At 25.4% G+C, this 14,253-nt stretch carries 9 protein-coding genes; 1 reads left to right on the forward strand and 8 read right to left on the reverse strand.

The features are described from left to right. Nucleotides 1-29: 29 nt before the first annotated feature. The 4 genes from D9T19_RS13445 to D9T19_RS13460 form a co-directional block, all read right to left on the reverse strand. Nucleotides 30-707 carry a DarT1-associated NADAR antitoxin family protein gene (locus tag D9T19_RS13445; protein ID WP_121628766.1) on the reverse strand — a complete coding sequence of 226 codons (678 nt, stop codon included), beginning with the start codon at nt 705-707 and terminating at the stop codon, nt 30-32. Continuing rightward, entirely contained in the window at nt 697-1,206 is a 510-nt protein-coding gene (locus D9T19_RS13450) for a DarT ssDNA thymidine ADP-ribosyltransferase family protein (RefSeq protein WP_162984593.1), read from the reverse strand. Before D9T19_RS13450 ends, D9T19_RS13445 begins: the two co-directional genes overlap by 11 nt. A 133-nt stretch (nt 1,207-1,339) precedes the next feature. Then, complete coding sequence (locus D9T19_RS13455) at nt 1,340-1,708, reverse strand: WYL domain-containing protein (protein WP_121628768.1); 369 nt, start codon at nt 1,706-1,708, stop codon at nt 1,340-1,342. A gap of 49 nt (nt 1,709-1,757) precedes the next feature. Then, complete coding sequence (locus D9T19_RS13460; RefSeq protein WP_121628769.1) at nt 1,758-2,369, reverse strand: recombinase family protein; 612 nt, start codon at nt 2,367-2,369, stop codon at nt 1,758-1,760. Nucleotides 2,370-2,430: 61 nt separating this feature from the next. Between D9T19_RS13460 and D9T19_RS13465 the strand changes: the two genes are divergently transcribed. Beyond that, complete coding sequence (locus D9T19_RS13465; RefSeq protein ID WP_121628770.1) at nt 2,431-3,042, forward strand: recombinase family protein; 612 nt, start codon at nt 2,431-2,433, stop codon at nt 3,040-3,042. Nucleotides 3,043-3,395: 353 nt separating this feature from the next. On the opposite strand, the gene D9T19_RS13470 is transcribed toward D9T19_RS13465, so the two are convergent. The 4 genes from D9T19_RS13470 to D9T19_RS13485 form a co-directional block, all read right to left on the reverse strand. Then, nucleotides 3,396-4,199: a hypothetical protein gene (locus D9T19_RS13470; RefSeq protein WP_205588727.1), complete on the reverse strand. Its 804-nt coding sequence runs from the start codon at nt 4,197-4,199 to the stop codon at nt 3,396-3,398. A 332-nt stretch (nt 4,200-4,531) separates the two neighbouring features. Then, a complete protein-coding gene (locus D9T19_RS13475) occupies nt 4,532-7,702 on the reverse strand; it encodes a sacsin N-terminal ATP-binding-like domain-containing protein (protein WP_121628771.1) in 3,171 nt (1,056 codons plus the stop codon). After that, nucleotides 7,695-10,595, reverse strand: a complete 2,901-nt coding sequence (locus D9T19_RS13480) for a DEAD/DEAH box helicase (RefSeq protein ID WP_121628772.1) — start codon at nt 10,593-10,595, stop codon at nt 7,695-7,697. Before D9T19_RS13480 ends, D9T19_RS13475 begins: the two co-directional genes overlap by 8 nt. 498 nt (nt 10,596-11,093) lie before the next feature. After that, nucleotides 11,094-13,778, reverse strand: a complete 2,685-nt coding sequence (locus D9T19_RS13485; protein WP_121628773.1) for a TrlF family AAA-like ATPase — start codon at nt 13,776-13,778, stop codon at nt 11,094-11,096. Between the last annotated feature and the right edge of the window lie 475 nt (nt 13,779-14,253).

Genomic DNA, 14,253 nt, shown 5'->3' on the forward strand with positions numbered 1-14,253 from the left:
ATTTAGACATATATTGATTAATTAATACTTTAAAAATTAAACCCTAGTTGCACAGGATCTTTTTTATATACTATTTCAATAAAGTCTGCTTTTGTTTTCATAGCTTTATCAAGTAAATCTTGCTTAATTAAAGAAACAAGAATTGCACATGTCTTTGCTTGACAGTTTATAGATCTCTTTGGATTAAATTCAATATCGGTAAAAGTATCAAATTTTATAAGTTCTTCAATAATCTCTGGGTAATTTGAATAAAGAGTTTTTATATAAAGATAATCATAAAATGCTGTTTTTGGCTCATTCTCCCAAAAGACACCTTCATATTCAAAACCAATAATTTCTCCTGAGTTTCTAATTCTTATGTCCTTTTTAGCTTTTATACTCTCAACAAAATATAAGTCTTCATATTGAATATTTCCTTCAAATACTTTACTACCTTGAAAAGCACACTCTAATGATATTTTTTTATCAAAATCAAAATTAACTAAAAGATTAAAGGCACTTAAACTCCATCCTAATTTATTATCTGATTTAGTAGAAACTTCTAATATATTTCCATAACCATTTTCTCTTGCATTCTCATGTAAAGATTGAATAGATTTCAGTTTTTGAGAAACGGCAAAACCATTATAAAATTTAAAATCTATATTTATTTCTCTAAAAAAAGATTTTTTAGTTAATGTTGTTGTAAAAATTGGTCTAGTTGCCATATGTAATTCCTTTTATTTTATTTGTTTGAATATTATTTAAAGCCATTATCTCAGCTTTTCTTGCTTCAATTCTTGTCCAAAAGTCTTTTTCATAAACCAAGGTCTGAAAATCTATAAATTCTAATATATTGTTTAATTTAAATAAATTAGAATTATTTTGATTTGCAACTTTATCACAAAATATAGTATCTTCATCAAATAGAATAGAAACATCTAATTCTATCCATACAGGTTTTATAATACTATTTCTTTTTTTTGCTGTATGATACATAGGGTGGTCTTTTATAAAAGAAAGATGAACATATTTATCAAGCCCTCTTCTTATATCTAAAGTATGACTAAGAGACTCAGCTCCAAATCTTGAAACATCAATGCTTTGCTTTATAATATTTGATAAAGACTGAATACCATATTCTTCAATTGATCTTAAATTTGATTCATCTGTGAAATGATAAATTGAATTAATTCCGTAATTTGATAATGTTTCTCTTATACTCATCTTCTTATCCTTAATGTTTTGATAGGATAAGTTTAGTATTAAATATAGACACATATTGTCTATATTTAAAAGAGTTATTTTTTATTGAAAAGTGTTATAAATTAGTTCTTTAAGTTTAATTTATAAAATAAATTTATGCAGACAGATATGTAATTAACTGATCATCAATAGCTTTTTTAAGTGATAATGGTTCTAAGACTTTTACAAAAGGTATCCATCTTTTTATTAAATCTTCCATTTCTCTTTCTTGTGTTAATTTGTACTGAATAATTAAGCTACCATCATTATTCTCATTAATTATTTCTTGAGAAATTAAATATTTTTTTACTTTAAAAAAATATGCTTTTTCTTTACTTACTTGTATTGTTATATCTATAAGTTTCGACTTATAATCAACTTGATATTTGCTAAATGGTGTTTGAATATCTTTTATAAATTGCTCAATTTCTTTATTTATTGTAAATCTCTTACCAAGGTTTTTAGCATTTTTAATTTTAGATATTGGTTATCAATCAACAAACAGCTTTTTTGTGCCATCGCTAAATTGTAGTTTAAAGTTTTAGTACTTTTTCTCCAAATTCTCTTAATTCACCATTAGGTCCAACATATCTATATAAAGTTGCTCTTGTGACTCCTAACTCAACTGCTAACTCTGTTGCACTAGTATCTCTATTTTTCATTGCGACTTGAGCAAGTCTAACTTGTGCTTTTGAAAGTTGAAATTTTCTACCACCTTTTCTTCCTCTTGCACGAGCAGCTTTTAATCCTGCAATGGTTCTCTCTCTTATTAATTCCCTCTCAAATTCAGCAAATGCTCCAAATATTGAAAATATCATCTTACCAGCTGGAGTAGTTGTATCAATTGATGCACCTTCACCTGTTAAGACTTTAAATCCAATTTCTCTTTTATTTAGATTATCTATAGTTGATATGAGATGTTTTAAATTTCTTCCTAATCTATCTAATTTCCATACAACTAAAGTATCTCCTTTTCGAAGTGCTATTAAACAATTATCTAATCCTGGTCTATCCTCTTTAACTCCAGAAATTTTATCTGTATAAATATTTTCATTTTTAATGCCTTCATTAACAAGAGCATCAATTTGTAAATCTAAAACTTGTGAATCATCTGCTTTTGAAACTCTTCCATAACCAATCAACATTTCATTTCCTTTGTGTATATCAAACCACCATTTAAAATACACTTCTTATCAAAGGACAAAAATGCTAATAGGATATGCTCGTGTTTCAAAATCAGATAGTTCACAAGTTTTAGACTTACAAATAGATGCACTTAAAAATGCTGGAGTAGATGAGAAAAATATCTATTCTGATAAAATCTCTGGGATCAAAGAACAAAGACCTGGACTAGAAAATTGTCTAAAAGCTTTAAGGAAAGGTGATATACTATTTGTATGGAAACTTGATAGACTTGGAAGAAATTTAAAACATCTTATTGCTACCATAGAAGAGCTTGCTAAAAATGATATAGGATTTAAAGTTTTAAATGGTCAAGGGGTAGATATAGACACCACAACACCTGCAGGAAAAATGATATTCTCAATATTTGGAGCATTAGCTGAATTTGAAAGAGAACTTATTCGAGAAAGAACAAAAGCAGGTATTGCTGCAGCACGAGCTAGAGGTAGAAGGGGTGGAAGAAAGTTTGGTTTATCTAAAGCACAAGTAAGACTTGCAGAAGCTTCAATGAAAAATAGAGATACGAGTGTTACTGATCTTTGTAAAGAACTCAATATCACAAGAGCAACTTTATATCAGTATATATCACCTACTGGAGAATTGAGAGAACATGCAATTAAGGTACTTGAGAAATAGATTTAAACTATATTTAAATTTCTTTGTCGCATTTATGCTAAATGTGCCGACTTAACCATACTATTAGTTATTAGTAACTACAAGAATTTAATAAGTAGCTATCAGTCAATTTATTAGTTCTATGCAAACATTATCCTCTACATCGTATTTTGGAAACTACCCCTTGCTTTTGAGCAGTTTTTATTAATGAAAAAGTTTTTTCCAGAAAGACTTGAAATTTTGAAAATGTTCAATAAGTACATGTTGTTGAACAGTCCTAACTTCTTATTTCTATTTAGGATACTCATTACGATAATAATATACTTTTCAGTTCCAAATAAAAAGGCATAATCGTAAGTGATTTTGAAATAATATTAATAACAATCAAATAATATTAACTCAAGTATGATTTTTTTAGATGAATCATCGGCATTTTTAAAAATATATGAAATTGAAGTTTTAGAACTATCTTTAACATATGAATCAAAATTCTTATGTTTTATCATTGCCTTCTTTGCAGTTTCAATTAATTTTGAAAAAGCTTTAATATCTTTATTAAAAATAATTAAAGCTGTATATTCATCTCTCCATGTTACATATCGCATGAATAATTGGTCTATTGCTTTTAATAATTCACTTTCTCCGTGCCAAATTTTACATTCACCAATAAAAACATTCTCACCATCATTATTTTGTATTAGAATATCAGTTTTACCTATCTTATTAAATGTTTCCCCTGTTGTGGTATGAGATGTCGAAATAGAGTTCAAATGAGGTAAAAAATAATCTCTATAACCTTCTTCATCAAACTTTGATTTTAAAGAGTTTAGTTTTTCAATATTTCGACCAAATGTGTTCATCTCTAAAACAATTTGTCTGTATGATTTTTCACTCATCTCTGATAATTTATCTATAATAAAAATTGGGTCGAAAGGTCTTGATTCAAAAAAACAATCTAATTGTGATATAACCTCTTCTTCCGTTTCTTCAATCTCATAAAATTCTGCAGGATAAAGAGTTAAATCTATTCTATTATTTTCTGTAATATTAACTTTTTTAATAGATTGAAGTTCATTTAATAATTTCTGAATAGTTTCTAATTTATCATTGTTTCTCAGTTTAACTTTTAAATAGTTTTTATCATATACACTTCTTTGTTCAATTGTATAATTTACCACTTATATTTCCTTTTTAACTAAATTATTAGAATTATTCTGAGGATGGAAATTCTGACTGCAACAAATCTTTTTGAGATAAAGCTTCTTTAGTTTCTTATTTAAGTTGCAAAAGTTCATCTTCTTGTTTTTTTCTAATATTTCGATTTTGAACATACATTATACCGATTACAATAATCGCAAATAGAGCGATCACTATTGTTTTATAGGTTTTATCCCTTTTTATTTTAATCTAATTCTTGTGATTTTAACAAGTCAAAAAACATCACTAAGTGTCGTTCCGCAAAATAGTTTTTTCATTTTTAAATGACTTTTTCAATTATTTCAAGAAATTTCTAATTTTTTAAACACATTAAATTAAAAAAATCTGAAAAATGTTCTTCAGTATAGAAAATATATTCATCTTTATTTAAAAGTCTTATAGGTATTTTATACATATCCATTTCTATAAAATCATAACATTCTGGTATTTTTATTTCTTTAGTTTCATTAGTTGTTACCTTGCAAAAATCATCAAAAGAGAAATTACTTAAATCTATATCTTTTTTTTCTAAATTTGATAAAAACTTTGATTTATAGTCTCCATACTTTAAAATTGAATGACATCTAGAACATAAACATAGCGAACTTCCTGATTCTATTATATTTGATGATTGTTTTGTAATTTTTTGACTTAACCAATCGAATATTTCAAAATATTTACCTTGATTATCCTTTTTATCAAATGTAAAACCACATATTTGGCAATATCCATGATATTCTTTAGCTAAAAAGTTTTTAGTCTCATCTAAACCAAATTTTATCTTACTACTTGAATGTTTTTTTCTTATTTCTTGATTAGATTTTTGTAAATTTTCTTGTAATTTCTTTTTAGATCTTTCAATATATTCTTTTTGATCTTCCAATATTGAAGGATTTAGATCTTTTTCTCTTTTTTCAATATCTTTATCATGAGATTTCATAGCTTCTAATAAATTAGGATTATCATCTTTTCTAGATATATTTTTTTCTTGATTGATAAATTTCTTTAATTTTTCTGGTGTTATTCCTGCATTTTGTGCATCCTCCAATAGATCTCGAGAATAACCTGTACTATCTTGAATTATTTTATCTGTTTTTTTATATTCTTCTTGATTTCTTTTAATATTCTCTCCAAATCCAATTGCTGTCATCCAGCCTTTTGAATCATCATATATAAATTCTTTGGGGAGCATATTTTGTTCAATATCTGCAGGTTTGTGAAATACATTATTTTTATCAGGAATCCATTCTATTTCTTTCAAATTGTAAATTAAACTTGAGGGTGCAGAGTTTAAGGATGATGTTTTAATTCTTCTATATCTGGCTAATTGTTTATTTTCATCACTTGCAATAATTGTTTGCCATAATATAAGACTTATTTCATATTTAGGCTCTTTAAATAGTTTTGATAAGTCTTCAATATCAAAATCTTCATCAATTGTGTAATCAGATTCATTTCCATACTCTTTTATCTTTGCTCTATCAGGATGCTCCCAATATATATATTGTTTTTTAATTGGAATTGTTGTTAATACACCCATTTTTTTTATGAATTCTAAGAAAAATTTTTGACTTGACAATTCTTTGTAACACTCATGCAGCGTATAACAACCATCTATACCATTTATAAAATTTAAATCATTGTCTATATATGGTTTTGAAAATAGTATCTTATTTGCATTTACTAATTTATTTTGATTATTAAATAAAATAGTTTTATTTTTAAATAAATCAAGATTATTTAGTCCAGTTCTAAAATATTCTAAAAATAGATTCCAATGTTCTAAATGCCTCACTTTTGAGACTTTTGAATTATTATTTTCATAATAATTACAGTTGTAAGCTTCATGATCTAAAATAAGTTTTATCTCTTCTTGTAAATCTATTGTTTTTACATCTAATAATTCTAAAAAACCTCTCGATTTACTTGAATTTAAATACGTCAAGGGTTCAACAATATAATTTTTATTGATATATTTAGATGTTGATTCAAAAAAACAATTTTTTTGCTCAAAATTTACTTTGCCATTTTTAAGTTTTATTACACTTTTGAATAAATCAGAGTCAATAATATTATACTTCATCTTTATATTTATATCATAAAGTAATTCATAGAATTTTTTAAACCATTCATTATCTTTATCTTTTAAGAATAACTTATTTATAGAACCTTCCTCGCAAATATGGTTATCTATAGTATCAATAAAATCTTCATCCGTTATTGATTTTATTTCCAATTGTTTTAAAAACTTATCCTCTCTACTATTAAGTTGTGATGGATTCCTAGCCCAATAAATTGAATTATCTTCATCAATTATATATTGCAAATCATCTTCACTAATTAATTTTTTTATTTTACTTGAAGCTCTGTAGCACATATTTGCAGGCATAAAATTCTTATTTTCCGTTAACACATAAGGTTCCCAATTAAATGTGTCTATTATTTCAAGTAAAATAGGTTCATAAAACTCTTCTAAATTATCTTCATGTATTGGTAAAACTTGTAAAAAATTAAAATCTAAGTAATCATTCTTTTTCATATATTCAATAGATTCTATTATTAATTCTGAAATTAAATCTCTTAATTGACTATTTTCCTCCAAGTTTTTTATACTATCTCTTGCAACTGTTGAAGCAAAGGGTGCATGAATATGAAATTTTAATTTACTTGACTCTTTTTCTGCAGGAAAATAAATTGAAACTTTCCCATTGATAGGAATTGTAATTTCTCGTTGAGTTTTTTCATCTACTTCTAATTTGAAAGCTGTTGATACAAATAATGTCTCGCTATTTGGTAAGTACTTTTTAAATCTCAACCATTTAGAGGATGTTTTCTTATATTGGTTTGATATAAAAACTCTCTCTGGAGTTATTTCTTCTCTTGCTAATGTATTACTTTTATCATCATGACGATATATAATCTTTTGAATATTATTTAAAAATAAAAGAGTATTGTCCTGAATATTTAATAGTCCTTTTTGTATTTCAGAAAATGCATTAGTTTTACTCTTTTGAATATTATTAAATGGAAATATCATAATTGTTATAGATGAATCATGCCTATCTAAAGGAGTGATTTCTATTGGAACTACAAGATCATTAATTTCAAAATTATATTTCCCAGAATAGATTTTGGGACTGTTTGTATATGTAAATACAGCTTTAAAACCAACTCCAAATTTTCCTATCTTATTAATATCATTTGCTTTTGTACCTTGTCCTATACTCGTAATACCTTCTAAATCTTTATCTTCAAAAACTCTACCATTATGGGAAAACTTTAATTCATTTTGTTTTAATTCAAAACTTACCTCTGTTGCTTGTGCATCTTCTGCATTTTGTAAAAGTTCATAAATGAAATGTGCATTATCTGGATATAGTTCCGTAAGTAAATTATTAATTCCTGCATCAAAATTATTATCTTTTGTACTGTCAACCCATAATTGTCTTTTATTATATAATTCTAATATCTTTTTATTACTCATTTATCATCCCCACAATCCCTAAAATCTCAAAACTACTAGTAATCTCTTTTTTACTTTCTAAATCTTGAACCTTTTTGTCTCTTTGTATTTTTAGATTTTCAATCTCACCAATCCTCATTCTTTTTACATCTTCTTGTAATACTTTTTGTTCAAGTCTTTTTACTTTTTTAATTTGTTTATTAAAATAGTTTTGAATAGAACTGATTTTTATATCGATAAGCCTATTTTGAGCTTCTTTTTCTATTTCTTTTTGTTTTTCAATATTTTTTATAATATATTTAGTAGATTTTGATTTGATATCTTCAAAGTTTATATCTGTTTTATTGTCTGTTTTAGAACAATCATTGATAAAATCAAAGTAATCAAGTTCCTCTATATATGAGAAAGAATTATCAAGAATAATAGTTTTAATATATGACTTAGTTTTTAATTGTTTAAAATCTACTCTATAGATAATTGCAAATCCTGAATGGTATTTACTACTATGTGTGAAAGAGTAAACAGTTTTATGATTTTTGTCTTTTGTGATGATTGACATTATAGGGTTATTTAAATATAGATATAAAGTTTGTAAATTATCATTGTTGTTACTTGTAAATGTTATTTTTAATTCTTTGTATCTGTGTATTTTTTGAAGTAATATTCGCTCTTCTTTATATTTTAGAGGCTCTTTTCTTTTATCGCTCATATTTTGTTTTAGAATATTAAAAAATTGTTTTAGGTTTTCAGATGAAAGCTTTATACTTCCATCTTTTAACTTTAAGAAGTTTATTTCATTGTTTTGAAGATATTTACTTACTATTTGTTTGCTTTGTTCTTGTAGAATATTTACTTTTAATGGCTTTAATAAACTATTTTCTTGTTCTTTATAGTTTAAATCTTCATTTAACATCTTATCAAACTCTTTTGAGTGTTTAGATATCTCTAATTTTTTTCGCTCTAATGCTAGTTCTTTTAGATTTAATTTTTCATCTATCTCTTCTTGAGATAATTTCATTAACTCAGAAATATTAAACTCTTTTTCTAACTCTCCTAATATCGGTTCTAATTCTCCTATTGAACTTTCAAATATATTTAATTTACCATATAATTTATTTAAAATTCTATCTTCAATTGAACCTATGATACAAAGATTAAAGATATGTAATTTATCAAACTTTTGACCAATTCTATCAATTCTACCAATACGTTGTTCAACTCGCATAGGATTCCAAGGTAAATCATAATTAATAACTACATTACAAAACTGCATATCAAGACCTTCACTTCCAACTTCACTTGAAAGTAAAATATCAAAGGAACCATTTTTAAACTCTTTTATTTTTGCAAATCTATCTTCTATTGAGAAATCACCATGTATCTTTCCTACACTGTAACCAAGTTTTTGAAGTTTAATTTCAAGATAATCTAGCGTTTTTTTGAAAAAAGAAAAAACTATCATTTGTTTTATCTTTTGAGATTTTAAGTCTTTTAAAATCTCTTCAAATTTTATGAATTTTGAATCATCTTGACCAATTAATTCACCTTTTATAATGATGTTATCAAGATATTTAATAGCTTCTTTACGAATATCAATATCTTCATGATAATCCTCTAAATCATCTATGTCTTTTATAAATAATTTACCACTTTTTTTAATCTCTTTAAAACTTTCTAAAGAAGCAATCATAGATGAACTAGCCATTCTTTCAGGCATTATTGTTATAAACCCTTGAGGAGTTTCTGGATTTAAAAACTTTACAAACTCTATAACTGCATCATAATAAGCACTTTCTTCTTCTGTTATATTTACAATAATAGAAGAAGCATTTCTTGGAGTTGATAACCCTACATCTTTTTTCTTTGTTCTATTAATAATAAAACTTAAATGATCAGCTTTAATAAGATTATCTATAAATTCTATTTTCTGAATATTTTCAATGTTATTTGAGACTAGAATTTCATTAAAAATAGTTTTTAAGAAAGTTGGATATTTATCATTTTCATTTTCACGTATAAATGTTTTTATATCATATAATGGGGTATTGTTACGAAGAAGTGAAATAAGTTTATGTATCATTGAATTTGGTTTTAACATTTTTTCAAAATAATCATAATCTTTAAAATAATCATTATCTAATAACGATAAAATATTAAATAAATCACTTAATGAGTTTTGAACAGGCGTAGCTGTTAAAAAGATAATATGCTCTGATAATGATGTTATTATTTCAGCACTATCAAATGTCGAAGTATCATTATTTCTCATAGTATGAGCTTCATCCATAATTAAAAAATCAACTTCAAAAAAACTATTATTTAATTTTTTCATAACTCTTTCATCTCTTAGAGTATGGTATGAAATAATGATTTTTTCATGAATTAGTTTTGAATTACTATAATTTTCTACTTCATCTATAAAGTTTATAAATTGGTTTGTTTTATAAATAGTAAAATACTCATCAAATCTTATATTTAATTCTTCTTGCCATTTATATGTAAGAGAAGATGGAACAATAATCAAGGATATTTTTAATTCTTCTCTTTTATCTATTTCTTTGTAAATCATACCAGCTTCAATAGTTTTACCAAGTCCTACTTCATCTGCAATTAGCACTCTATTATTTTCAGAATTTAGAAATTTAACTAAAGGTTTATATTGATGTGGTTCAGGAGTTAATCTATTTGTGTTAAAGGAATATAGTATATCACTTAGAGGATTTCTTATGCAATTAATAAAAATATTTTCTTGTAACTCATTTAAAGATGAAGTCTTGATATTAGATGATAAGAATTCAATTTCATTTTTTAAAACTGTTTTATATTCTCCATCAAGAAGTATTTCACAATATTCATCCAATTCTTCTATTATTATAATATTTTGATTGGTTTGTTTATATATTCCTTTTTTCAATGCAGCTCCTGAATGAAATGATAGAAATATATTATAATTAGATAATCATTGATAAAAATATTTTCTAGAATAAAATAATAACATAAAACATTAATAATTATTAATCTTTTTACTAAACATGAATAAAAAAAGTTATTTTCTTACTATTATTCCCATAATCTAAATTAAGAAAATCTATTTATTAAAAAACGACTAAACTTCCGAATACTCTTTCTTGAGTAATATTTCACCAATTAATAAAACAATAATTTCATCATTCCTTTTAGTATTGTAAATTCTATATCATGAAGTTACTGGAGAGATAATTAAAATTCATACTCAGAATTAGAAGATTCTTAGACAAAACAAGAAATACCACAACCTGTACTTATGGAGTTTGTTTAAAAATTCAACTCTTTTTGGAACAAGGTTTCCATTTGTAAAAAATGCTCCAAATATAAGAGGTTGTTGAACACTCCCGCGACGCTCTTTTTGCGTTCGTTGCAAGCTTCTGTTAGGCTAAAGTTGTATCCCATACTTTTTTTCTCTCTTTTCAAAAGCAAAACTACCGCCTTCTAAAATATTACAAATATCAGCTCTAATCCCTTTATTATCTATTACATTTCCCTCTTCAATCGCACCTGCCTGATAACTAATTACTTCATTGTCATTATTAGCTACGATTACTTGTTCAACATCTGTATTAACAACAAGATTTGCATTATGGGTAACAATGATAACTTGTCTGTACTTTTTAATTTTTCTAAAAAGTGGAACTAATTGTTGCATAATGAATTCATTATCTAAATCATCCTCAGGTTGGTCAAAAACAAAAGGACTACCAAAAGGATCAGTAGCTAGTTTTAATGAAACATAAAATGTACCTCTTTGTCCTACCGAAAGTTTATTTACAGTCTTTCCTTTATATGTAAATATAGCATTAACATATAAATAGTTTTTAATACTATTTGGTGAAAACAAATAGTTATGAAGTTCAAATCTACCACCTTTATTAAAAAATTCTGATTGCCAAAACAAATCTTCTATTTTTTTATTTTCATTATTTATTTTTACTATTTCTTCACCAGTTACTAATTTAAAATAATCTTCCTCTGATTCAACATTAAATGTTTCTTTTAGTCTATCAATAGTACTCTGTGAACCTTTTCCTCGAAACTTACCACTATTTAAACAGTTTTCTAATCCATGATAAAACTTATCAACATCAAATATCACTTGTCCTTGAATTTCAATATCTTGAAGCATTTCTTTTACTAAGTTATTTTGCTCTTCATTCCAATCAGGTTTCTTTTGTTTTAAAGATTGAAATGCCACATCAATATTTAACTTTTTATCTTGCATAAATTTTTCATATTCTAATGATAGTTCACTTCTTCGTTTTACATAAGCTTTATATTGCATTGTTCTATTGTCTATTTCTGATAATTTTAATTTTGCATTATCTATAATTTTTTGATATTCAGTAACTTTGCTTAATAATGAAGATATATCCTGATGTATACCTTGTTCTTGAAATTTCAATACTATTATTTCATTATTTTTTTTGGTTGCTGTTATTTCAATTTCATACTTACTGATATTTTCTTTTATATTTTCAATTGTAGTATAAATATCAATTTTAGGTATTTGTTTTATGGTATAAGGATTTTTGTTTGTTATGTCAATATCTTGATTTATTTCATTTAAATTTCTTTCTATTTGAGATAAAAGATTTTTTAATTGCATAATGAAATTATTTCTTTCATTGATATTTTTAGAGTTTAACTGATAGTCTTGTATCAACTTTTCATTTTGTGGACTAGTCAATGTACCTATTAGTTTTGTATTATTATCAATTAAATTATTTTGGTAGCCTGGATTATTTATTTTATTGCCATTTTCATCAATCGCTTTCCAGTAATCAACAACAAAACTTCTATATTTTCCAATTATATCAGCCATTTCATCAGCAAATATAGATGAATATTCTTCATTACTAATTCTAAGCATTTTTTTGATTTCATCACTTAAATCATCAGGTTTTTTACTAAATGTTTGAATATCCCCTTGCGATACATGCAAGTAAGCATAAGTATCATCATCAGTAATAAACTCTTGCTCTGTCCCATCACCTTTATCCAATGTTATACTCAATTCTTCAACATTAACATCTCTAGCATTTAATGATCTTACAGTATTGAATTTTGAATACATAGCATCAAGAAATAAGCTTTTCCCCGTACCTCTACCACCTATAATGGCAACCATATTTTTATTTAAATCTATTTTTTTAGATAAAAATTTAATCTCTTGATTTTCGAATATTGTACCACTAATTTTTACAGCTTTGAAGTAAGGTTTTACATATGTTTTTTCTATAAAATCATCTGTTTGTTCAACTCTTCCTTCTGGCTCAATGACAACTTGTCTTAATCCTTCAAAAGTTGGTTTTGCTTTAATCCAAGTATATTTATCTCCTATACCATAAATATCTTCTCCTAAACTGTTTACAGCATGTGCATCGGAACAAACAAAAACTGGTTTAGGCATTGAACCTATATATCTAGTATCTGATAAAAAGAAATCTCTATCACTTTCTCTTCCAAGTATAATTTGTCCATTTTTTTCTATTTCAATAGCTATGTCTGATGAACGTCCTCCTTTTCTATCAGGACGAAATCCACCATAACCATTTGGACAAACTGCTATTAAAAAATCAATACCAAATTTTAGTGATGACTTTAGATGTTTTATTAATTCTTTAAAATCTACAGTAATATCTTCAATTCTTTTTTCTGCTGAAGTTAATGAATGTTTAGAACAATATACATTATGTCCAGTAGCTGTTGCTGTTGTCGCTAAAATTAGTTTTGAGATAATTTCATTAATGATAGTTGTATTTATGTGTTCAGCAAATATACAATGTACATTTATCCATTCTCCATCTTTATTTTGTTGAGAAACTCTAAATTCTAAATTACCTAGAACTGCTATATTGGCATCTTTTGATGCAATGGCTTCTCTTATATCTTCTAGTTCATTGTCTTCAAAATAAAAATAATTTGTTATTCCAATAAGAGCAAGGTTTTTTTGAATAATTTTATTAACAAATTGTTCTACGGTTATATTTTTATATTGATTATTCTGATGTGTAAGTGGTGAATGAATATGTAAATCCCATTTTTGCCATGTTGAACCTATCATTAATTGTCTCCCTTTTATATATTGTTGCCTAACTATTTATTATCGGACATAATGTCCAAATATCAAATTTATTCTTATTATTAGGACAAAAATATGTTCCTATAATAATTTAAAAATATAATAAAATACAATATTTTTAAATATAAAAAATAATTATATTAGAATAACGATAAAAAATTACTTTTAATGTCCAAATAACTGAAAATATGAGTTATTTAGGACAAAATAATCGGATAACTTGAGTTATTTGGATAAAAGGACATTATGCACTTTTTATTTTTGTAGAAGGATTTCATAGAAGTGGAGAGGTATCACAAATTCATACTAGGAATCATAAGATTCTGAGATGAAAAAACATAAACTGCTCTTTAAAAAAACCTTCCTTATACCTACCCTAGAATCATTTTCTAGATACAAACATAAATCATTTAAAATAAAAATCAATCCTCGTACAAATATAGAGCAGTTTTTTTAA

Origin of the sequence: Poseidonibacter antarcticus (assembly GCF_003667345.1) — a bacterium.
GTDB classification, from domain to species: domain Bacteria; phylum Campylobacterota; class Campylobacteria; order Campylobacterales; family Arcobacteraceae; genus Poseidonibacter; species Poseidonibacter antarcticus.